The 25,649-nt window shown below is 33.4% G+C and carries 13 protein-coding genes and 4 riboswitches; all 13 genes read left to right on the top strand.

Features of this window, described 5'->3' with window-relative positions:
- Positions 1–42 precede the first annotated feature (42 nt).
- The gene (locus CLJU_RS21330; RefSeq protein ID WP_013238892.1) at positions 43–3,174 is read left to right on the top strand and encodes an Ig-like domain-containing protein; all 3,132 of its coding nucleotides are present in this window, start codon (positions 43–45) and stop codon (positions 3,172–3,174) included.
- 154 nt (positions 3,175–3,328) lie between these two features.
- Positions 3,329–3,640: a hypothetical protein gene (locus tag CLJU_RS11020; RefSeq protein ID WP_041705113.1), complete on the top strand. Its 312-nt coding sequence runs from the start codon at positions 3,329–3,331 to the stop codon at positions 3,638–3,640.
- Between the two features lie 125 nt (positions 3,641–3,765).
- Positions 3,766–4,092: a hypothetical protein gene (locus CLJU_RS11015; RefSeq protein WP_013238890.1), complete on the top strand. Its 327-nt coding sequence runs from the start codon at positions 3,766–3,768 to the stop codon at positions 4,090–4,092.
- Between the two features lie 178 nt (positions 4,093–4,270).
- Positions 4,271–4,455, top strand: a riboswitch (cobalamin riboswitch).
- A gap of 1,042 nt (positions 4,456–5,497) precedes the next feature.
- Positions 5,498–7,978: an Ig-like domain-containing protein gene (locus CLJU_RS21325; protein ID WP_013238889.1), complete on the top strand. Its 2,481-nt coding sequence runs from the start codon at positions 5,498–5,500 to the stop codon at positions 7,976–7,978.
- 186 nt (positions 7,979–8,164) lie between these two features.
- Positions 8,165–8,347: riboswitch (cobalamin riboswitch) on the top strand.
- 129 nt (positions 8,348–8,476) lie between these two features.
- On the top strand, positions 8,477–8,956 hold the full coding sequence (locus tag CLJU_RS11000) for a hypothetical protein (RefSeq protein ID WP_013238888.1): 480 nt from the start codon (positions 8,477–8,479) through the stop codon (positions 8,954–8,956).
- 148 nt (positions 8,957–9,104) lie between these two features.
- Positions 9,105–9,291: riboswitch (cobalamin riboswitch) on the top strand.
- A 232-nt stretch (positions 9,292–9,523) separates the two neighbouring features.
- Positions 9,524–9,991 carry an AP2 domain-containing protein gene (locus tag CLJU_RS10995; RefSeq protein WP_013238887.1) on the top strand — a complete coding sequence of 156 codons (468 nt, stop codon included), beginning with the start codon at positions 9,524–9,526 and terminating at the stop codon, positions 9,989–9,991.
- Between the two features lie 100 nt (positions 9,992–10,091).
- Positions 10,092–13,763, top strand: a complete 3,672-nt coding sequence (locus tag CLJU_RS22920) for an Ig-like domain-containing protein (protein ID WP_013238886.1) — start codon at positions 10,092–10,094, stop codon at positions 13,761–13,763.
- A gap of 97 nt (positions 13,764–13,860) precedes the next feature.
- A riboswitch (cobalamin riboswitch) is annotated at positions 13,861–14,045 on the top strand.
- Positions 14,046–14,280: 235 nt separating this feature from the next.
- On the top strand, positions 14,281–16,245 hold the full coding sequence (locus CLJU_RS21315) for a cell wall-binding repeat-containing protein (RefSeq protein WP_013238885.1): 1,965 nt from the start codon (positions 14,281–14,283) through the stop codon (positions 16,243–16,245).
- 41 nt (positions 16,246–16,286) lie between these two features.
- A complete protein-coding gene (locus CLJU_RS21310) occupies positions 16,287–19,313 on the top strand; it encodes an Ig-like domain-containing protein (RefSeq protein WP_013238884.1) in 3,027 nt (1,008 codons plus the stop codon).
- A 100-nt stretch (positions 19,314–19,413) separates the two neighbouring features.
- Positions 19,414–22,323, top strand: coding sequence for a cell wall-binding repeat-containing protein (locus CLJU_RS21305; RefSeq protein ID WP_013238883.1), 2,910 nt, complete (start codon positions 19,414–19,416; stop codon positions 22,321–22,323).
- Between the two features lie 85 nt (positions 22,324–22,408).
- Entirely contained in the window at positions 22,409–23,347 is a 939-nt protein-coding gene (locus tag CLJU_RS10960; protein WP_013238882.1) for an energy-coupling factor transporter transmembrane component T, read from the top strand.
- Entirely contained in the window at positions 23,328–24,956 is a 1,629-nt protein-coding gene (locus CLJU_RS10955; protein WP_013238881.1) for an ABC transporter ATP-binding protein, read from the top strand. The genes CLJU_RS10960 and CLJU_RS10955 overlap by 20 nt, the downstream gene beginning before the upstream one ends.
- A complete protein-coding gene (locus CLJU_RS10950; RefSeq protein WP_013238880.1) occupies positions 24,953–25,642 on the top strand; it encodes an ECF transporter S component in 690 nt (229 codons plus the stop codon). Before CLJU_RS10955 ends, CLJU_RS10950 begins: the two co-directional genes overlap by 4 nt.
- Positions 25,643–25,649 lie beyond the last annotated feature (7 nt).

Raw genomic sequence — 25,649 nt, 5'->3', positions numbered from 1 at the left:
AATAAATAGCATCAGATTGCTAAAAATGGAGGATAAAATTAGATGATAAAAAAGAAAAATACTCTTGGGAAATTTTTAAGTATTTTGGCTATAATTTGTTTTATGTTTAGTACCTTTTCTTCTTTACCAGTACTGGCGGAAGAAGCAAGTCCATCACTTACTACTGATGGAAATGGTGAATATGTTATTAATTCAGTAGGTGATATTAATAAATTCAGAACAGATCTAAATAAGGGAATAGATTATGGAAATAAAAAAGTTGTTTTAAATTCTGATATAACAATTACGAATGATACACAATTAACTCCTACTACAGGAACTTTTCAAGGCTATTTTAATGGACAAGGTCACAGTATTAAAAACTATAATGATCCATTAACAGGACTTGTTTGTAAATTAGGTAGTTATGGAATTATAACTAATTTACATATGAATATGAATGTATCCAACGCTAATGGGTTATCAGATAGTCCTGGAGAAACACGTTACTATGGGTCTATTGCAAATGAAAGTACAGGAGTAATAAGTCTATGTAGTGTTGATGGAATTGTAACTACCAGTAGCAATATGCCAGCAGATGGATCAGGTTTTTACATTGGAGGAATTGTAACATGCATAACAAAGAATGAGACTTGTGATAATTGTATTGTGGAAAACTGTTACAGTAGACTTGAAATTGAAGGTCAAACAGATGCAAACCAATTACAATTTGTAGCTGGAATAGCCTATTCAGTAATGTCTCCAAATGACAAAGAAGTAATTAAGAATTGTTATGCAGCTGGCAAAATGGCAGCATGTGGAGTAAGAGGAATTGCAAATAAAAAACAAGCATACTTTCCAAGCAGTTATTATGATAAAGATATTGTTAAAGCTACAAAAGATACTTACGGTGGTAATGCAAAATCTACAGATGAAATGAAACAGCAGGCTACATATGCTGGATGGGATTTTGATAAGGTATGGGATATAAAATCAGATACAAATGATGGTTATCCATACTTGAAGCCGAATCAGACGCCTCCAGAACCAATAACAATTGCTACAGATATGCCTGTAGATGTAAATATCAATATAAAGGATAAAACTGTAAATTCAGATGGGACAGCAGATTTAACAGCAGATTATACAACTTCTCTTACCTGTTCAGATCAAGACAGTATTGCTTCAGATAATGTGAAAGTAACTTTAGATGGGAAAATAAACTTTCCGGGTTTTACAGGAAATAATGTAACAATGAATTATGTCCCTGTTAATGGAAATACAGTGGATTTAACTTCAGATGTATTAAAAAATCATCTTCAGATTACCTATGATGACAATAAGAAATATAAATTTAAAATAGGCAATGTTACATTTAATACTCCAAATTTTAATGGTAATGGAGTTACAACAGTTTCTGAAGATAAACAAAAGGAGCAGGTAGAAAATGCAAAAAAAGCAGAAGATATACTTTATAGTAAGCTAGGAGTTGGACAGAGTGCTGTACCAGAATTTACCTGGAGTGGAGATAAAACAAGTACTGATGGAAAAGATGGTGCCACAGAGGGCTCTGTTGAATTGAATGATTATGTATGGGAAGTATTTTCTTCTGCTCGTTCTGGATATAGTGGTGTAAGAGCAGGATTTTATGATGACTGGTTTAAAAGTGTGCAGGATGGTTTAAAGAAAATGAAGGAAGCAGGAGTGACCCCTAGAGATGTAAAGATGACAGAATGGGATAAGCTGGTTTTAGCTATTACTGCCATAGGGTATGATCCAAGAGATATAGAAGCTTATGATTTAATAGATATTATTTCAAACCAGGATTATCTTTCAACATCGAACCAAACTTTTTCTAGTCAATATGCTCTGCTTGGATTAAATTCCTATAATTATGCTATACCAAGCAGTGGTAATAGAATTGATAAAGAAGCATTAATTCATGAATGGGCAAAAAGTGCGTTAGGCAATAAAGGTGCAGATGGTTCTGAGGTACTTTCTAATGCTGTTCCTGATATGTGGCTTATGACTTTTCAACCAATAGCAAGTTATTATGGAAAAGAAGGATATAGTGATGTAACGAAAGCTATGGATCAAGTATTTGCTCAATTTTCAAATGCACAAACTTACAAGGGATCATTTTGGGGAGGTATGTCAGGTGATTACAATAATCCATGGACCAATGCCCAGGTGTATATGACTCTTGGAATGACGAAAAGTAATATATTTGACAGTAAATATATAAAAAATGGCAATAGTATTTTGGACGGTGCATTAGAGTTTTACAATATTAAAGATGGTACTACAACTTTTGATAAATCATCTTATGAGCCAACACAAATGTGCAGAGGGTTAGATTCTCTTGTAAGGGCATATGAAGGAAGAAACTCAATATTTGATTGTACAGATGTGAAGAATTCCACAGTGCCTGTAAATAGCGCCATAGCAGCACTGCCAGATGCAGACAAGCTTACTTCAGCTGATAAAGACAAAGTTGATGCAGCAGAGAAATTGTATGATGCCTTAAGTGATGCACAAAAATCATCCATGAAGCAGGAAACAGTGGACAAGTTAACTGCAGCAGAGAAAAAGGTATCACCATCACAAACAGTAAGTGTAACAGGCGTGAGCCTTGACAAGACAAGTGCAAGTGTGACAGAAGGAGATGCACTGCAGCTTACAGCAGCTGTAGCACCGGATAATGCAGCGAATAAAAAGGTAGACTGGTCAAGCAGTGATAAAACTATAGCATCAGTAGATGAGAACGGGAAGGTAACAGCAGTAAAGTCAGGAACAGCAGTAATAACGGCAGTGTCTGAAGATAATAAAGATGCAAAGGCACAGTGCATAGTTACAGTAACAAACACATCAAAACCAATACAGATAACTAACCTTACAATGGATAGTTCGTTTAAATTAGGTGAGGATGCAAAAGTATCTGTAAAGGCAGAAAATAATTCCGGTAAAGACCAGGATGAATCACTTATAGTAGCACTATATGATGAGGGCGGTAAATTCATCAACTATGTATGCGGAAAGCAGACAATAAAAAATGGAGATTCATCTATTTTAACAGGTATTATGAAACTTCCAGAAGAGGGAATATATAAATTGAAGGCATTTATATGGGACAGCCTTGAAAATATGAATCCACTTTCAGATATTATAGACATACCTGTCCAGTCAAATAAATAAAAGACTTTTAAGATGGGTTTTGCTGGAGATATTGGCAAAACCCATAAATTAAAGATATGAGTTGTTTGATTTTATTAAATTAATGAGCTATTTACAAATAAATAAAATGCTATTATTGGATATAGGAATTTTCAATATGAAAGGAGGGATAAAATTGAAACGTAGATCCATTAAAATAATATTAATATGTATTATTATCATGGTAGGATATATTGGAGTTGATATTTTTACTCATTCCACAATTGAAAGAGCTATAAGAACAGATTTGTTTTTTAGAGGGTATTTTATTAAAGCATTTGAAACAGAAGTTTGTAAAAGACCAATTCCTGACCAACAGTATGGAACTTTATATTTTTGTAAAAACCCAGGCATTGGTCCAGATTCATATAGTGTTGTTAAAAAATATAAATACTCAAAAAAGATACCATATTGGTATATTAATATTGCCGGTACTGGTGGTGGATAAATGAAGAAAATAAACTATACTGTTATGTAATTAGTTTAGCTTTATCGTGTATTAGACGGGGAACTTCTAAAAGAAGTTCCTATTGTTGTAACAGTTTATTATAAAGTGTAATAAGGAGGAGGAAAATGAAATTTTCGAGAAAAGGTATTGTAATTTTATCTTCTTTCATAATAATTATTGGGGGATTTATTATAAGTCACATAACCCCTTCCATATCTATTAGAACATATATTTTTGTGAGTGGATATTCAGTGGGAGCATTTAAAGGAACTGTACATGTCAACAAAGGACAGTATAATATGGATAAGAACATTCTTGATAAAGAAAATGCTGTGATTTACACTATTGTTGGTTATAATTTGTATGACAAAGCAACAGGAAATTTAATAAGCAATTATAAAGTCAGAAAAATAGGACTTTTATATTTTACTGAAGACTATGGAGAATGCTAACTATTTTTAAAATATGTATTAAATATGAAAATTCATATTTAGTTCTATATTTGGGACATAATCAAATGCGGTATACTAAGACATTATCACAATTCAATCATAAAGATAAAATTAGCAAAAGAAAATTATGTTGACTTTGGAAAATATATGTCTTATACTTAACATAAAGGTAATAAAAATTTAATATTTAGTATTAGGTGCTGTTTTTTAAGCAGTTAAAAGGAAAAGTGTAAAAAGCACTGCAGCCCACCGTTACTGTATGGAGGATGAAACCCTAATTATGTCACTGGAATTTATATCCGGGAAGACAGGGGGAGTAAGATGAATCTGAGCCAGGAAGCCTGCCTGATATGATGTTAATTCTTTCGGAGGGAAAGATGTTACTATTTTAAGCTGTTTATAATTAAAAGTAAACGGTTATATTGACATGAGAGAACCCTATTGGTTCTTTTTTAGCTTATAAGCTTATGCTATATATAAGAGACCTTCGCAAGAAGGCCTTTTTTGTTATATTAGACACTATAAACAGAGTTCTTGGTTTCAGGTGGAGTTTTTCTCCATTTGAAACTTATTAACAGGATTCTTAGTGCTTTAGCACTTAGAAGGCGTTATCCTTTAGGGAAAATCGTTATCCAGGGGCGTAGCAGCCGTTATCCCCCACTTTATAAGAAAAGCAGATATCCCAAATATTTGATTTGGTGATAGTCGCTTTCGCTGTGTGCGATGGGGTATTACGGCTGGTAGCCATCGGATAAAAAATAGACAGATATATTGTAATTTTACCCTTTTGAGGAGGTGATATTTAGATCAAATCCTAAAGATAAACAATATTAAATTATTAATTGTGGAGGTGAGATAAGATAAAGTTTTAAGAAAAAATTGTTTACAACTTTATATGTGATGTAGTATTAGCATTGAGAGTTGCAGCGGTCCCATATTATTTTAACAGCGGCCTGCGGCAGTATTTATTTTATTATATAGCCAGTACCTTTATCCGATACCTTTATTTGGCCTGCCTGATGGTGCTGTAAATCCGTTGAAAATTTTCAGCAGTATGTGGATGTGATTTGGGACTAGCAAGATATCTTCCAGATGAAACACTTAAACATTGATATTATAATTGGAACAGTAAACCAACATAGATATCAAAAATCACAAATCATGCAAATAAAACAAATATAGCTTATAATAATTAAACTCAATTAGAAAAATTGGAAGCTATTCAAACTGATGTTAATAATGCAGCTAATGTTCTGGATATTAAGACAGTTGCGTCTATAAAATAAGAGTAAGTTTCTTTATTGATTAATTAAAAGTTTTAGATGAATACCAGGTTAAGTAGAGTTTTTTAACCTGGTGTTTTACATTTACTGCTAATTTAATTTAAAAATAAGAGAGGTGTAATATGAAAAACATCAGAGAAAAATATATATCTATATTCATAACCTTTATGATGATAGTGAGTATGATAGGAATAAATGTAGGAAGTGTTTTTGCAGATGAAAATAGTAATGATATAAATGTTAATGTAGCAGTATTAGGAATGTATAATGAAAATCTTTTCAGTCCGCAGCAAATTAAAGTAAAAGAAAATGCCACTGCTGAAGATGTATTGAAAGCTACAGGATTAAATGTAGAAATTAAAGACACCGGAATGGTAGATAGCATAGCTGGACAAAAAAATGGCACTGATGATGGTAATTATGGATCTCAAAGTGGATGGATGTATAAAGTTAATTATACAACGCCTCAAAATTATCCTAAATCTCAAAGTGTAAAAGATGGAGATTATCTATTATTTTTTTATGCTAAAAATTATGATGATTTATTGCCTAGTTATGACTCAACTCAAAATGATTTTGTAAATGTGACCGTAAAAAGTATACAAAAGGATAATAATTTTAGTGAACAGGTTACTGCATTGAATAATAATTCTATTAATGCTGCAATCATGGAAGGTTTAAAAAAGCATGGACAAGATTTTGATAAATCTTCTTTGTCACAAGGAGCTTTAATGTCAAAAGATGATACGCAGTTTTGGAGTTACATTTTAAATGGTGACAACAGTACTTATAATCAAAAGGATACACAACTAAAGGATGGAGATACAATAACAACACTTAAAGATGACGGTCAGGGCATAAAAGAAGTAGAGTCTATAGCTTTAGATAAAACGGAAGCTAACTTGACAGAAGGAGATATGCTGCAGCTTACAGCAGCTGTAACGCCAGAGGATGCAACTGATACGAAAGTAGATTGGTCAAGCAGTGATTCTACTGTAGCAGCAGTAGATGAAAATGGAAAGGTAACGGCATTAGAGGCAGGAACTGCAGCAATAACGGCAGCTGCAGAAGATGGAAACAAAGTGGCAACCTGCAATGTGACAGTTTCAAAAAAATCAGCCACCAAGGTGTCAATAACTATTAAAGGATATAAAGGAAATAGTATATTAAGTAAAAATATTGAAATAAGTGATAATTTAAAAATCTTGGATGTAGTAAAGAAAGCCTTAGATGATAACAAGATAGCATATGATTCTAATACTATGTTTGTTCAACAATTCCATAGACCTGTGACGTATATTAAAACTATAGATGGTGAGTCAGAAGGAGATAGGGGAGGAACTAGTGCTTGGAAATATAGTATAAATGATGGAAGTTTCTTTAGTATAGATAGCATGTCACAGGATATTGTGAAGGATAAAGATAAAATAAATATTATATTTGCAGGTGATTCTTCAAATCCAACTCCATTCAGAGATATAGATTCGATTAGTTTAGATAAGGCACAATTGAATCTAAATTTAGGCGATACACAAAATCTTACAGCAACTACAGCACCCAAAGAAGCAACAGAACCATTAAATTGGACGAGTAGTGATGAGAGCGTAGCAGTGGTAGATGGAGATGGAAAAGTAACGGCAGTAAAAGCAGGGACAGTAACTATAACAGCATCAGGTAAATATAATAAAGATATTAAAGCTGAATGTACGGTTAATGTTAGTGAAAAATCTCAAATTAATGTAACTGGAGTTACATTAGACAAGACAAGTGCAAGCCTGACAGAAGGAAAAACACTGCAGCTCACAGCAGCTGTAACGCCGGATAATGCAGTAAATAAAAAAGTAGATTGGTCAAGCAGTGACCCTACGGTGGCTAAAGTAGATGAAAATGGAAAGGTAACGGCATTAAAGGCAGGAACTGCAGCAATAACTGCGACTACAGAAGATGGAAATAAAACAGCAGCTTGTGATGTAACAGTTATTGCTAAACCTATACCACAGCCGCCTCAGCCTCAACCGGTAAGAGTAACAGGAATAAGTCTTGATAAGACAAGTGCAAACATGGCAGAAGGAGATACACTGCAGCTCACAGCAGTAATATTACCAAAAGATGCAGCAAATACAAAGGTAGATTGGTCAAGCAGTGACCCGAAAGTAGCAGCAGTAGATGGAAACGGAAAGGTAACAGCAATAAAGGCAGGAACAGCAGTAATAACAGCAGTATCCGAAGACAACAGAAGTGTAGAGGTGCAGTGTATAGTTACAGTAGCCAACATACCAAAACCAATACAGATAACTAACCTTACAAAGGACAGTTCATTTAAATTAGGCGAGGATGCAAAAATATCTGCAAAGGCAGAAAATAATTCAGGTAAAGACCAGGATGAATCGCTTATAGTAGCACTATATGATGAGAGCGGTAAATTCATTAATTATATATGTAGCAAGCAGACAATAAAAAATGGATATTCATCTATTTTGACAGGTATTATGAAACTTCCAGAAGAGGGAATATATAAATTGAAAGCATTTGTATGGGACAGCATTGAAAATATGAATCCACTTTCAGATATTATAGATATACCTGTCCAGTCAAATAAATAAAAGACTTTTATAGAAAGGGTTTTGCTAATATTTTTAGCAAAATCCATAAATTTTTATAATATATACTCACTTTCAACTAAATTGAATCTTATTCCGTGAAATAAAAGCATTTTATATTGTAAATGTAAAAATAAATGTATTTGGAGATTGACATTAAACTCTAATAGGTATAAATTATAATTAAGTTTTATAAAGATAAATATAGGTTTAATCTAATTTGATTAATTAAAAGGGAATCAGGTGAAAATCCTGGACTATCCCGTAGCTGTAATAGAGGAGTTTTAGTACATTATGCCACTTAAATATTGGGAAGGCGTACTAAAATGGTGAATCTTGAGTCAGAAGACCTACCTGTATTTTACACAAATATCTCTACGAGTGATAGGGGGAGTGTTATAATGATAGTTTTGTTAGATTTTCTATGACTAATCAAACTTTTTTATACTATTTCCTTTTAACGCTTTTGTTGAAAGGAATTTTTTTTAGGGAGGATTTTTTATGAATCATTATTTTTATCAGACGCAGTTTTCTGAATATAAACCAGGATTGATTTCTTATTTAAATAAAAGAAATAAAATAAAAGTAAAAATTAATAATGTATATTTTTATAAGTATCTTAAAGAAGTAGTAGGATTTTATAAAGAACTTGAAAATTATTATGATATTTATTCATTAAAAGAAAAAAAAATTGTGGAACAAGATGGAATAAATATTCAAAATGTTAATGAAGTTCTAAAGCTTGATATATATTTGTATAACATTATAAGCATGTATCAAGACGACACTATATTTGAAGAAGATTTTGAATTTAGTGATAGCTTAAAGAAATGGATCCATTGTATTGATGAGAATACTTTACTTGCATACTTTAACAGCGGTTATGACGGAGATACTTTAAATGACAAAAAGATATTCTGTGATTTTTTACCTCAAGAACTTAAATTTGAAAATTCGGGAAAACAAGTTAATATAATTTAAAAATAAATATGCACTTATCTTTACAGCTTAAATAGGCATATAGATATTTTGTTTCATAAAAAATTATATGAGCAAAATAGATCCCTTATAGAAGCTTATGTTGACTTTGAAAAATATATGTCTTATACTTAACATAAACGTAATAAAAATTTAATATTTAGTATTAGGTGCTGTCAAATGTGACAGTTAAAAGGAAAAGTGTAAGAAGCACTGCAGCCCACCGTTACTGTATGGAGGATGAAACCCTAATTATGCCACTGGATTTTTATATCTGGGAAGACAGGGGGAGTAAGATGAATCTGAGCCAGGAAGCCTGCCTGATATGTTGTTAATTCTTTCGGAGGGGAAGATGTTACTTATTTAAGCTTGTTTGCAATTAAAAGTAAACGGTTATATTGACATAAGAGAACCCTAGTGGTTCTTTTTTAGTTTATTAGTCATATATAATATTTATGTAATAAAAGAGACTTTTGAAGGAAGGTCTCTTTTATTATGTTTTAATAGGTATTTTGTAAGGGGCTTTAGCAGGAATATTCACAAAATATACAAATCAAAAGAGGTGAGAAAGTGAACAGATTTAAAGACTTAACAGGAAAGAAATTTGGACGTTTAACAGTTATGTCTGTTGCAAATAAAAGATATAAAGATAGGGGTGTTATTTGGAATTGCTTATGTGACTGTGGAAATAAAGTAAAAGTTAGAGAAAGACATTTAATAGATGGCGGAACCAGAAGTTGTGGATGTTTGATGATAGAACATACTAAAATTATCCAGGTTAAAGCAACTAATGTAGATAGATTTAAAGGAACAAAAATTGGACAATTAACACGTAAAATTTCTTCTAGTAATTCTAGTGGTTACAAAGGCATTAATTGGGATAAAAAAAGAAGAAAATGGAGAGTACGTTTAACTCTTGCAGGAAAAGAAAAACATTTGGGATATTTTGATAAATTGAAAGATGCAATAGACTGTAGAAAAAAGGCTGAGGAAAAATATTTTAAGCCTATAATTGAGGAATACAAAAAGTCCCTTTAAGGAGGTGGTATGTGGCCAAGAGCTTAAAACTAATAATAAAATTATTTTATATATGGAGGTGAAATAAAATAAAATCTTAGAATTTGGAAAGGAGAATGAAATGAAAAAGATATGGAAAAAGGTCAGTTTTGTTATGATGCTTATATTTACCTTAATGATATTTGCACCATACACGGTTATGGCAGATACTCAAGTAGTATCAACTCCAGTAAAGGTAGTTGTTGATGTACAGCTAACAGCTGCTGACAAAATATTTGTACCTAGTTCTGAACCTATTTACGAGACAGATGACTGTCTTAAAACAACGGCAGCTTTTAAAATAGTTCCAGAGTCTGATAAAGATGATGATTTAATAAGTAAGTATAATGTTACTGCCACTTATGATGGAAGTGTATATTTTAGTGCGCCAACTATTGGAGATGTACCTATACATATTGACTCAAGTAAGATTAAGATAAATTATAATTCAAATGAAGATTATCAGTTTGTACTTGGTAAGGTTCTGTCGTCAACTGCTAAACTCCTTGATAATGGTGCAGCGGGACCTACACAAGATGAACAAAAACAGCAGATTGAAGATGCAAAAAAGGCAGAAGATATTCTTTATACCAAATTAGGCACCAGCCTAGGTATTGCAGGAGATGTACCTGAATTTAGCTGGGGTGGAGACAAATCTGCAGATCAAGAAAAAGAAGGAACTGTTACTTTTTCAGATGAGGACTGGGGAATATTTTCATCGGCCCGTTCTGGCTATAAGGGAATAAGAGCAGGATATTATGATGACTGGTTTAAGAGTATACAGACAGGCTTGCAGAAAATGAAAGATGCAGGTATAACTGCCCGGGATGTAAAAATGACGGAATGGGAGAAATTAGTTTTAGCAATTACTGCTATAGGTTATGATCCAAGGGATATAAAAGCTTATGATTTAATAGACATAATTTCAAATAAGGAGAATATGAAAGCATCGAATGAATATTTTACACCGCAGTATGCAATTTATGCATTAACTTCTCGTAATTATATTGATCTTATTCCTAATGATGGAAAGCACATTACTAAAGATGATTTAGACGGATATATACATGAATGGGCCAAGGGTGCACTTGGGTCAAAAGGTGCTGATGGGTCAGCAGTAATAGGAAATACTACTCCCGATATGTGGACTATGCAATTACAACCAATAGCAGCTTATTATAATCCAAATGCAAAAGAAGGAGACGAGTACTACGATGTAAAGCAGGCTATGGATCATGTATTTGCACAGTTTTCAAATGCCCAGACTTATAAGGGATCTTTCTGGGGCGGCAGCGTAGATCTTGATGGCTCAATTGATTTAAATAATGCCTGGACCAATGCTCAGGTGTATATGACACTTGGAATGGCACATGCCAATATTTTTGACAAGATGTATATAAAAGACGGTAAAACTATTTTAGATGGTGTACTTGAAAGATTTGATGTTAAAAATGGTACTACTGATTTTGATAATTCATCTTATGAACCTGCACAAATATGTAGGGGAATAGATTCGCTTGTACGTGCAGCTGAAGGCAGAGTCTCGATTTTTGACTGCACAGATGTCAAAGATTCTACAGTCCCTGTAAACAATGCCATAGCAGCACTGCCGGATGTATATAAAATTACTTCAGCTGATAAGGAAAAAGTTGATGCTGCAAGAGCTGCATATGATAAATTAAGTGATGTTAAAAAAGCTTCAATAAAACAGGAAACAATAAATAAATTGACTGATGCAGAGAAAAAACTGTCACAATCACAGCCAGTAAAAGTAACAGGAATAGGTCTTGATAAAACGAGTGCAGATCTAATGAAAGGAGATACACTGCAGCTTACAGCGGCTATAACGCCTAAATATGCAACTAATACAAAAATAGATTGGTCAAGCAGTGACCCTACAGTAGCATCAGTGGACGAAAATGGAAAGGTAGCAGCATTAAAAAAAGGAACAGCCGTAATAACAGCCGTATCTGAAGACAACAGGGATGCAAAAGCACAATGCACAATAACAATAAAAGAAAATTTAAGTGTAACGGGAATAACTTTCGACAAAACAAGTGTTAAGTTGATACCAAAAGCTGCATTGCAGCTTACGCCAACCATAACACCAAACGATGCAACTAACCAAAAGGTGGATTGGTCAAGCAGTGATCCTACAGTAGCAGCGGTAGATAAAAGTGGAAAAGTAACGGCAATAAAAGTAGGAACAGCAGCTATAACGGCAAATACTGAAGATGGAAATAAAACGGCATCTTGTGCTGTAACAGTTGTTGATGGTCAAGGAGCTATTGTTATTAATAATGTAAAGTTGAAAAACAAACTTGCCCTAGCAGCAGGAAAAGACAGTGACTATGAGGGATATTTCACACCGGATGATCTAGCATCTATAAAAGGAACTATTGACCTTTCAAATTTAGATATTACCGATAGTGATATGGATGTAATGAAATATCTTAAAGGAGTATCAGCTATAAACCTGTCGGATAACAAAGATTTAACAAACAGTAGTTTTAAAAAACTTAAATTTGACTGGATAATACCAAAGGGTTTGGACTTTAGTGGATGTACAGGTATGAAAGACATAAAAAATAATATGTTTGCATTTGCTTCTAGTAAACTGACTTCTATAAAATTACCTGTAGGAATATCAAGTATTCCTACTTCATGTTTTTCAAATAGTAAACTTTTAGCTTCTGTAGAAATTTCAAATACGGTTAAAAGTGTAGGAAACTTAGCTTTCAGTGGCTGCACGTCACTGGCATATATGAAAATACCAGGTAGTGTAACACAATTAGGGAGTGGTTGTTTTTCAGGTTGTACCAATCTTTCTGTATTAGATTTAACAGATACAAGTTTAACTAAGGATAATATTAAAGATACAAAATGTCCTGATTCTACCATGATAATTTGTGGTAAAAATGTTAAACTATCACCTGGTCAAATATCAATAAAAATAGGTGGAGTTCAAAAAATTGCAAATGAAATTCCATCGGGTAAAAGTGTCCTATGGGGAAGCACTGATGCAAATGTGGTTAAAGTTTCAAGTGAAGGTGTAATAACAGGAGTTAATCCAGGAACGGCATATATTTATGCAAAAACAGATGATGATAGTTATGGGGGAGTTTGTACTGTAACAGTAACTAAGGATACACCGCCACAGCCAGTAAGCGTAACAGGTATAAGTCTTGACAGGACAAGTGCAAGTATGGCAGAAGGAGATACACTTCAGCTTACGGCAGCTGTAACGCCACAAGATGCAACAAATAAAAAGGTAGACTGGTCAAGTAGTGATAAAACTATAGCAGCAGTAGATGAAAATGGAAAGGTAACAGCGGTAAAGTCAGGAGCAGCAGCAATAACAGCAGTGTCTGAAGACAACAATGATGCAAAGGCACAGTGTACAGTTACTGTTATGGGAAATAATATGCCAAAACCAATACAGATAACTAATTTGACAAAGGACAGTTCATTTAAATTGGGCAATGATGTAAAAGTATCTGTAAAAGCAGAAAATAATTCCGGTAAAGACCAGGATGCATCTCTATTAGTGGCACTATATGATGAGGGTGGTAAATTCATCAACTATGTATGCGGTAAGCAGACAATAAAAAATGGAGATTCATCTATTTTGACAGGTATAATGAAGCTCCCAGAAGAGGGAATATATAAATTGAAGGCATTTATATGGGACAGCCTTGAAAATATGAATCCCCTTTCAGATATTATAGACATACCTGTTCAGTCAAATAAATAAATTTTATTCATAAGGAGTCAACATTATTTTCATATTTATGAAAATAATGTTGACTTTTCAAAAAATATGTACTACACTTAATATAAAAGTAATAAAAATTTAATATTTAGTATTAGGTGCTGTCAATATGACAGTTAAAAGGAAAAGTGTAAAAAACACTGCAGCCCACCGTTACTGTATGGAGGATGAAACCCTAACTATGTCACTGGAATTATGTTTTCGGGAAGACAGGGAAGTAAGATGAATCTGAGCCAGGAAGCCTGCCTGATATGTTGTTAATTCTTTCGGAGGGGAAGATATATGTTGTATGTAAAAATGTACGTTTACGACGTAAGTAAACAATTACATTTAAAATAAGAGGACCCTCAGTGGTCCTTTTTATTTATTTCGTTGTATTTTCGTCTCCTAAAAAGGGAGGCGTTTTTTAATTACATTAAGATACTATGAAAAGAATATTCTAAATTGCCATAATATAGGCAATTATAGAAATATTATATTAATTTGAAGGAGGGATAATATGCAAAAAGTTATAAGTAAATGTACTACATTTTTATTTATGATAGGTATTGCATTATCTGGTTTTGGAAATCAGGTGAATGCAGATACAAATGTAAGCAAAAATAGGATTTATGGAAATGACAGAATTGAAACTTCATTAAAAATAAGTCAAGATGGCTGGAAAGATGGTTCAAGTACTGTAGTTATAGCTCAGGGTTATGGCTATGCAGATGCCCTTTGTGCAGGACCACTTGCTAAAAAATACAATGCGCCTATAATACTTTCCAAACAAGATGGATTAAGTGATGAAACTGTAAGTGAGTTAAAAAGGCTTAAGGCAAGTAAAGCTTTTGTAATTGGAGGTAAGGCCTCACTATCTGATAATGTGGAATCTGAGCTGAAGAATATTGGTATAAATGATGTGGAAAGGCTTGGAGGTGCAACAAGATATGAGACTTCTGTGAAAATAGCTGAAAGTTTAGGAAGTGTAGATAGTATTGTAGTTGCATCTGGTAGTGGCTATGCGGATAGTCTTTCTATAGCACCTATAGCATCTAAAAAAGGAATGCCAATACTTTTATCAGAAAAGGACAGCCTTCCTGATGTAGACACTGAATACATAAAAAAAGTAAATGCAAACAAAAGTTATGTAATAGGTGGAGAAAGTGTTATATCAGATAATATAAAAAATTCTCTTCCAAATGCACAGAGAATTGGAGGCAGTACCAGGTTTGAGACAAACTTAGCTGTACTTGAAAATTTCAAGTCTGATCTTGACTTTAGCAATGTGTATATAGCTGAAGGAGATGGACCTAATGGAAATGAATTTGCAGATGCTCTTTCAGGGTCAGCTCTTGCAGCACAAAAATCAGCTCCTTTAGTACTTATGTATAACAGCTTAAACTCAAATGTAGAGGATTTTATAAAGTCTAATATCTCTAATAAGACAGTATTTACGGCATTAGGAGGAACTAAAGTAGTTCCAGATGATGCTGTAGATAATATTATAACTGCATACAACCAAGCAAATAGTGGAAAAAACACTAATACTTCAGGGGGTTCTTCAGGAGGATCTAGTGGAGGATATACTCCAGTTCAGCCATCAGGTGATTTAAGTTTAAATTCAGCAAATCAAACTTATGATGGAAATACTTCTGGAAATAAGAACGAGATAACAGGAAATGTAAATATATCAGCAGATAAAGTTTCTCTTCAAAATGTAAAAATTGATGGCACACTTACAATAGATCCAGGTGCAAGTGGAGTTAGCACTATAACGAATGTTACAGCTGGTAATATAGTAGTAAAATCTGGGGCAGATCACAGTATTTATTTGAACAACGTGAAGTCTGATTCACTCCTGGTTAATAGCAGTAACAGCGTAAGGGTTGAGATAAGTAGTGGAACTCAAATAGTAGATACACAAATAGCAGGTAGTTCAACGCTAGTGTCTCCAGATGATGCTAAATCAACTTTTGGACAAGTTGTTGTGGATTCAACTTCAAATCCACAAATAACACTGACGGGTGGATTTGAAAATGTTAATGTAAAAAATAGAGCTGCCATAAATTTAACAGGAGCCAATGTATCAGCAATAAATGCTTCTGAAAGCTTTACTTTAAATATAAATGATGACACATCTACTGTAGCTGCACTAAAGGTGCTAGAAGGTTGTGCTGTTGATGGAAACAAAAAAATAACACAAACAACTGTAAAAAACATCGTAAATGTAAATAAGGCTGGAATTAACTTAAATATAATTGAAAATACTTCAGATGATATAGATATAAGTGCAGCTAGTAAAAATGATAATGATAAAATTGCTTTAACTTTATATGATAGCCAGGGGAACTTGAGTTACATAAATCAATCTGAAAATGGTAACTTACAGGTCAAAACTGCTCTTAAGTCCGGAAAATATCATGGCTTTATCAAATCTTCAAGTACTGAGATAGTTAATATAAATGAATTTGAAATTAAGTAATAGAGTTATTAGCGATTATGATGTATGAAAGGAGAGAGTATATGAAAAATTTTAAAGTTAATCTGATGTCATTTATTATGACATTTGTAATGATGATTGGCTTATTAGGAACTGGTACAGCCCAAGTATTTGCAGATGGAACTGGATATTCATCTCAAATAAATAGTCTTATAAATTCAATGAGTCCATCTATTACACAAAATATGGGTGATTGGCAGACCTTGGATTTAAATAAGGCAGGAAAAGAAGTACCGGGAAGCTATTTAACAAATCTTGAAAGTAATATAAAAAGTGGTTCAGATTCATTATCTTTACCTACAGATTATGAGAGAACTTCTTTGGGAATACTTGCAGCTGGTGGAGATCCAACAAACTTTGCTGGAATGAATTTAATAGAAAAAATATATAACAATGAGGGCATCAAAGAGCAAGGCATAAATGCCTATGTATTTGCACTTATAGCCCTTGATGCGGGAAAATTTAATATACCTGATGGCTCAAAATGGACTAGAGATAGTTTGATTCAGGGAATATTGGATAATAGAACAAGTGATGGTGGCTGGAGTTATAGTGGTGGTTCAGCAGATCCTGATATGACAGGAATGGCACTTTCAGCTTTAGCTCCATATTATGGCACTAACGCAAATGTAAAATCAGCTGTGGATGGAGCAGTTGAAATACTTGCAAATATTGAGAAGAATGATGGTGGGTTTGCATCATGGAGCCCTAAAGATGGTGGGGGCGACGAAAACGCAAACAGTGTAGCTATGGTAATAATAGGATTATGTGATAACAACGTAGATCCAACTACAGATAATAGATTTACAAAGAATGGTAGAAATCCTTTAGATGCGTTATTGAGCTACACAGTAAGTGACAATAGTGGATTTGGATATACAGATAATAAATCAGTTAATGGTATGGCAACAGAACAGGGATTTAGAGCACTAGCTGCATACAACCTTTTTAAAGAAGGCAAAGGATCAGTATATAAGAATTTTGCAGCAAATACTTCAGATACTAAGGTAACTGGAATAAGCTTGGATAAAACAAGTGCAAATCTTACAGAAGGGGATTCATTACAGCTTACACCAACAATAACACCAAAAGATGCTACTAACGCAAAGGTAGATTGGTCAAGCAGTGATAAAACTATAGCAGCAGTAGATGGAAGTGGGAAGGTAACAGCAGTAAAGGCAGGAACAGTAACAATAACAGCAACTACAGAAGACGGACAGAAAACAGCAGTTTGTACTATAACTGTTATTGCAAAAACTGTACCTGACAAAACCATACACGTATCAATGATTATTGATGGATATAAGGGAAATATGTTAACTGATGAAAATATAGAAGCTTCAGAAGGACAAACAGTTTATAGCATGTTTAAAAATGAACTTGCAGCCAAAGGAATAACTTATAAAAATCCTGATGGCGATTTCTCACCATATATATCTGACATAGCAGGTGAAACGGAAAAAGACAGAGGAGCACAAAGCGGCTGGAAATATAGCGTAAATGGAGTATTCCCTAATGTAGGCTGTGGAAGTGTTAACCTTAAAGATGGAGATAAAGTACATTGGATATACGTACAAGGCGCCTGGGATGAAATCCAGTTTAGAGATGTAGATTCAATTATCTTAGATAAACAAAGTTTGAACTTAAATGTAAATGGTACACAGCAGCTTACAGCTACAATTGATCCAGATAATGCTACAGATAAAGGTGTAACCTGGGAAAGCAGTGACCCTACAGTGGCAACAGTAGATAAAAATGGAAATGTAACAGCAGTAAAAGCAGGAACAGCAACAATAACAGCAGCATCAGTAGATAATGATAGAACAGATTTCAATCAAAAAAAATATGTGGCTAAAACAGCTCAATGCACAGTTACAGTAAATTCACAACAAACACAGACAGTAACGGTAACAGGAGTAAGTCTTGACAAAACAAGTGCAAATTTGACAACAGGAGATACATTGCAACTTACACCAACGATAACACCAAAAGATGCCACTAACACAAAGGTAGATTGGTCAAGCAGTGATAAAACTATAGCAGCAGTAGATGAAAATGGAAATGTAACAGCAGTAAAGGCAGGAACAGCAACAATAACAGTAGTATCTGAAGACAATAAAGATGCAAAGGTACAGTGTACAGTTACAGTATCAGATAAAAAGCAAACTGTTCAGGTAGATTTAAGTGTTACAGGCTATAAGGGAAGTATATTAGATGCTAAATCTATTGAAGCAGAAGATGGAAAAACAGTAGAACAAGTTGTAAAGCAGGTATTAGATGATAAAAAAATAGAATATACTGACGATAATGGATACTTTTCTATGATAGGTAATGAGTCAGAGCGTGATAGAGGGGCAATTAGTGGATGGATGTATGATGTTAATAGTATACAACCAACTGTAGGAATGAAAGATTGTAAAGTTAAAAATGGAGATAAAATAAGATTATTTTTTACAAGTGATTTTGGAAAAACTATGTTTAGAGACATAGATAAAATTAGTTTAGACAATACAAAAAAGAGCTTAAATGTAGGTGATATACAAACTATTCGAGCAAATGTATCTCCTATAACAGCTACAGAAACGGTAAATTGGTCAAGTAGTGATCCAACAATAGCGGCGGTAGACAACAATGGAAATGTAACGGCAGTAAAGACAGGAACGGCAACTATAACGGCCTCAGGTAAATATAATAAAAATATAACGGCACAGTGTGCAGTTACAGTAGCTCAGCCATTGGTAATAACTAATTTGACAAAGGATAGTTCATTTAAATTAGGTGATGATGCAAAGATATCTGTAAAAGCTGAAAATAATTCAGGTAAAGACCAGGATGCGTCATTAATAGTAGCTTTATATGATGAAGGTGGTAAATTCATCAATTATGTATGTGGAAAACAAACAATTAAAAATGACGATTCATCTATTTTAACAACTATGATGAAACTTCCAGAAGAAGGAGCATACAAATTGAAAGCATTTATTTGGGACAGCCTTGAAAATATGAATCCTCTTTCAGATGTTATAGATATACCCGTCCAATCAAAATAAATAAAATTTAAAATATGTTTTAGAGGATGGCTTCTCTTACTCAGCCATTCTTTAAGCAGTTTTAAATAATTAAAAGTATAAGTCCTTAGGGGGGGATACTATGAAAAAAATTATAACTAAGATTATTATGTTTTTGTTTATAGTAGGTATTGGAATGTGTGGTTTTAGTGGAAGTACATATGCAGAAGCAAGTGCAAATGCAAAAATTACACAGCAAAGTGTAAATATAAGTAAAGACAGGATTTGTGGAAATGATAGAATTGAAACTTCACTGAAAATAAGCCAAAGTGGTTGGAAAAATGGTTCAAGTACTGTAGTTATAGCCCAGGGTTATGGATATGCAGATGCCCTTTGTGCAGGACCACTTGCTAAAAAATATAATGCACCTATAATACTTTCAAAGCAAGATGGATTAAGTGATGAAATTGTAAGTGAGTTAAAAAGACTTAAGGCAAGTAAGGCCTTTGTAATTGGAGGAAAAGCTTCACTATCTGACAATGTGGAATCTGAACTAAAAAATATTGGTATAAATGATGTAGAGAGGCTCGAAGGTGCAACAAGGTATGAGACTTCTGTGAAAATAGCTGAAAGTTTAGGAAGTAGTGTAAATAGTATTGTAGTTGCATCTGGAAACGGCTATGCAGATAGTCTTTCTATAGCACCTATAGCTTCAAAAAAAGGAATGCCAATACTTTTATCGCAAAAGGATAGTCTTCCTGATGTAGTTAAAAATTATATAAAAAAAGTAAACGTGAACAAAAGTTATGTAATAGGTGGAACAAACTCTATATCTGATAATATAGCAAATGCTCTCTCAAATGTGCAGAGAATTGGAGGAAGCAATAGATTTGAAACAAACTTAGCTGTACTTCAAAATTTTAAATCTGATTTTGATTTTAGTAATGTGTATATAGCTGAGGGAAATGGAACAAATGGAAATGAATTTGCAGACGCACTTTCAGGTTCAGCTCTTGCAGCAGAAAAATCTGCTCCTGTTGTACTTGTTTATAATACAATATCTACCGATACTGCAAATTTTGTAAAGTCTAATATGTCTAAAGATACTGTTCTTACAGCTTTAGGTGGAACATTAGTGGTACCTGATACAATTTTGAATGGAATTGAAGATTTGTTTAATGGCAAAACTCCTGACAGTGGTATAGGGAATCCCACTACAGCAACCACAACTACAACTACAACTATACCGACAAATCCTACTTCAGATCAATTACATGTGTCACTTGCAATTGATGGTTATAAAGGGAATATAATCAATGAGACAAATTTGGAGGTTTCCAAAGGAGAGTCAGTTTATGACTTGCTTAAAAGCACTCTTGATAGTAAGAAAATAAAATTTGTAAATAAGGGAACTGGTGGCAGTACTACGGGTGCAGCTGTATATATATCAAGTATAGATGGAGAAACGGAATTTGATAGGCCAAGAGGAAATGGACAGACAAATCAGAGTGGATGGAAATACAGTGTGGATGGCACTTTCCCAAATCATGGCTGCGGAGTAGAATACATTAACAATGATAATGAGAAAATACACTGGATTTATGTTGTTGGAGCTTGGGATGAGAATCAGTTTAGGGATGTAGATTCAATTACCCTTAACAAAACTGATTTAACTTTAAATGCAAATCAAACTGAAAATCTTACAGCTATAGTTAGCCCTTCTAATGCTACCGATAAAGATGTAACATGGGAAAGCAGTGATAAAACTGTAGCTACAGTAGATAGCAATGGTAAAGTAACAGCCGTAAATTCAGGTACAGCAACAATAACGGCAAGTTCAATAGATAATACAAAGGGATTTGTTCGTAATTATACGCCACAATCTGCTTCCTGTAAGGTTACTGTTAATTCATCAAATCCAGGTGGAAATATTCCATCTTCTATTTCTGTAACAGGAATAACTTTAGATAAAACAGGGACTGTGGCAGTAGGAGATACACTCCAGTTAAAGGCATCAGTACAACCAGATAATGCTACTGATAAAAATGTAAATTGGTCAAGTAGTGATAAGACTATAGCATCGGTAGATGGAAAAGGATTGGTAACAGGAGTAAAAGAAGGAACAGCAACTATAACAGCAGTTACGGAAGATGGAAATAAAACAGCAGCTTGCACTATAACGGTAAAAAACTCCCAGACAAAAGATTATACATCATCTATAAATAATCTTATAAATGGAATAAGCTCAAGCATTACAAGTGATAATTGTGATGATTGGATTGCCCTTGGATTAAATAAAACAGGCAATCAGGTACCAAAAGATTATTTATCAAAATTACAGGACAGAATAACAAGCAATACAAAAGGAGGAGTACTGGATTTAGGACGACCTACGGAGTATGAAAGAACTACACTGGCAGTACTTGCAGCTGGAGGATACCCTACAAATATATCAGGTCAGAACCTTATAGAAAAAATGTGCAACAGTGATATGGACAGCCAGGGGATAAATGCCTATGTGTTTGGACTTATAGCCCTTGACTCAAAAAATTTCAAGGTACCGGATAATGTAAAATGGACTAGAGATGCTTTAATTAAAGCTATATTAAATAATAAAACCAAAGATGGCGGCTGGAGTTATGCTGGTGATTCAGCAGATCCTGATATGACTGCTATGGCAATTTCTGCACTAGCTCCATATTATAACACTAATTCAGATGTAAAATCAGCTGTTGATGTGGCAGTTAATACACTTTCCAAAATACAAAAAGGTGATGGTGGATTTGTATCCTGCGATAGTGAAAATAGTGAGAGTTCAGCTCAAGTTATAATAGGCCTGTGTGCAAACGGTATAGATCCAACTACAGATAGTAGATTTATAAAAAACGGTAAAAATCCAATGGATTCACTATTGAGTTTTGCCACAAGTGACAACAAAGGTTTTGGACATACAGATACTTCATTGAATGGTATGTCTACAGAACAGGGATTGGAAGCTGTGGCAGCATATAATCTTTTTAAGAGTAAAGGAGGATCCCTATACAAATTTTAGTTAACTCATATAAATAACTTAGAGAATGGCTTACTTTTACTAAGTCCATTCTCCAGTTAGTTTTAAGGAAGTGAGAATTAATATAATGAGTGAAGGAATAAAAGCAGCATATTTGTCAAAATCACGGAATAGGGAAAAGGTTAGACATTTTATAGATTTTAAACAGTATCATGTTCTTACTGCATCACTAGTATTTATGTCTATGATGATTATAATATTTTCTAATGACAATCCGGTAGTACTTGGATCTGTGTACATATTTATTATAGGAATGATAATATTTTCAAAGGAAAAGCAAAAGTTTAAGACTGGATTCTATTATTTTATTCCAATTGCTGTTTTGATAATAGTTATAAATATGCTTTTTGTAAGTTCAGGAAGTACTACTCTTTTTTATCTTTTTCACAAGCGTTTTACATTAGAAGCTGTAATTTATGCAGTAGTTATGTGTTTTAAATTTTTAGCTGTCATATACCTTTTTTTAATACTTGAGATCATGATTGATACGGATAAATCAGTTTCTTATTTTTCGTCTATAATGCCAAAGTCAACTCTCATGCTTATGATAAGCTTTAAACTTATTCCAACTATGAAAGACAGATTTAAGAATTTAAAAGAAATATATGAAATAAGGGGAGTTATATTTAACAAGAAAAAAGCAAAGGAAAAAGCACACAGCTATATTCCCGTAATGTCAGTACTTTTAGAGGATTCTATGGAAGGTTCTTTTAGCATAGGTGAATCTGCCTATGTAAGGGGATTTTTAAGTGGCAGCAGGAGTGTTTATGATAGACAAAAATTTAAAAATAAGGACTGGGAAGTTATAGTTTTAAGCGTAGCTCTCATGATATTTTATGGTGTAGCACAGTTTAAAAAATGGGTGGAGTTTAACATATATGACGGTGTGACTGCTGTTAATTTTTTTAATATTGGTATAGCCATAATTATTGCGTCTATAGTAGTAATTACTTTAACCATAATTTTTAATAGTGAGGAGAAGGAATATGTCGTATATAGAGATTAACAATTTAAATTTCACTTACCCACTTGAGAAGCACAGGTCGCTAAAAGACATAAATTTATCTCTGGAGAAAAATGATTTTCTTCTCATAGCAGGCAGATCAGGCTCTGGAAAATCTACGCTTGCAAGGGCTATAGTAGGAACAGTACCTAATTTTTATGGAGGTACTATAGGTGGAGAAATAAAAATAGATGGTGAATTGGTAAACAAAATGAGCCATAAGGAAAGGGCAAAAAAAATAACTATGGTTTTTCAAGATCCAGAAAAGCAGCTTGTTATGAACAAAGTACACAGGGAAATAGCTTTTGGGCTTGAAAATATAGGAGCAGATGAAGGAGTGATAAAAAGGAGAGTTTATGAAGCTCTTCAGTTTTCTGGCATACTTCATTTGGCAGAAAGGGATGTAACTTCTCTCTCAGGAGGAGAAAAGCAAAAAGTGGCAGTAGCCTCTGCTCTTGTATATATGCCAAGATGCATCATATTAGACGAACCTACTTCCCAGCTTGATCCTTCATCTGCGGAGGAAATGTTAAATTTAGTAAAAAAGATAAATCAAGAGCTTGGAATAACGGTTATAGTTATTGAGCAGAGAGTAAACAGATGGTTTGATACTGTTGACTCTATAGCGATTATGAACGATGGAACTTTAGAATTGTTTAAAGATAAAAAGGATTTTTATGATAACTGTAATCAAAGACAGTATATGTTTATGCCGGATTATCTTAAGCTTTTTAAAAAATTGGATTTTAATGCTATGCCTCAGGACTTTAAAGATGCCAGGGTTAAGATTTTAAATAGTTCTTTAAAATTAAAAGAAAAGGATAAAAGCATTTTTCAGGAAAACGATGAAGCAGAGGTACTTTCTGTAAAGAAAATGGGCTGTAAATATGGGTCAAAAAAAGTTTTGAATAATTTAAATTTTAATGTAAAAAAAGGTGAATTTATAAGCATAATGGGAGCTAATGGTGCAGGAAAAAGTACTCTTTTAAAATGTATTATGGGGCTTAAGAATTATGAAGGAACAATAAAGCTTTATGGGAAAGACATAAGTAAGATGGACATACGTCAAATAGCAAAGCATATAGGATATGTATCTCAAAATCCTAATGATTATTTGTCTAAGGAAAGTGTATATGAAGAAGTAAAATTTACTATGGATAACTATGGTATATATGATGAGAAGGTTATAGAAAATATCTTAAAAGAACTTGAAATATATGACTTGAGAGAAAAAAATCCAAGAGATTTAAGTGGCGGACAGCGTCAAAGGGTAGCAATTGCAACTATACTTGTCTTGCAGCCGGATATGATTTTGCTTGATGAACCTACCAGGGGACTGGAAAGTGGACTTAAATATAAGTTAGGCAAATTACTGGAAAAATTAAATAAAAAAGGAACATCTATTGTACTTATAACCCATGATACTGATTTTGCCAGTAATTTTTGCAAGAGATACATGATTATGTTTAATGGTGCCATAGTAGCAGATGGGGATAAAAAACAGGTACTAGGAGATGGAATATTTTATACTACTTCTATAAATAAACTGCTTAGAGATAGGGAAGACAGTATATTTACATTGGAAGAAGCGCTTGGAAGGTGTGAGGTATGAAAAGATTAATAATTGCAATTACAGCTGCCATAATTATAGTATTAATGGCGCTTACAGTAAAGAGTGATTTTCAAACTGGAGTTTCAGTTATGTGTATGGTTGGTGTTTTTGCAATTTTATTTATGAGTTATTTTTATTTTGAAAAGAGTAATGCAGGAACAAAAGAAATAGCAATTATAGCTACGTTGAGTGCTTTTGCCACCGTTGGCAGAATAGCTTTTGCGCCTATTCCAAATGTAAAACCTGTTACATTTTTAGTTGCTTTAACTGGATTTGTGTTTGGACCTTATGAGGGATTTTTAGTTGGAAGTACTACAGCTTTTTTATCCAATATATTCTTTGGACAGGGTCCTTGGACACCATGGCAGATGTTTTGCTGGGGACTTGTGGGAATTATAGCAGGTTTTTGGGGTAAAAAAGGAAAAAAAGTATCAGCTTTTAATTTTTCAGTAGTATGCTTCTTATTTGGCTTTATGTTTGATTGGATTATGGATCTTCAATATATAATTGGATTTGTAAAGCCTTTAAATTTCTGGACGTTTATAGGAGGATATGTATCAGGCCTTACTTTTGATGTTTTACATGGAGGAAGTTCATTTATATTTTCAATTATATTTTATGATAGCTTTTTACCTGTATTCAAACGGTATAAGCGAAAACTCATTATAAGTTATATTCAGCAATAAATAAAGG

This window comes from Clostridium ljungdahlii DSM 13528 (assembly GCF_000143685.1).
Classification (GTDB): Bacteria; Bacillota; Clostridia; order Clostridiales; family Clostridiaceae; genus Clostridium_B; species Clostridium_B ljungdahlii.
The sequence above is the reverse complement of the archived record's forward strand: the minus strand, read 5'-3'. Positions and strand labels throughout refer to the sequence as shown.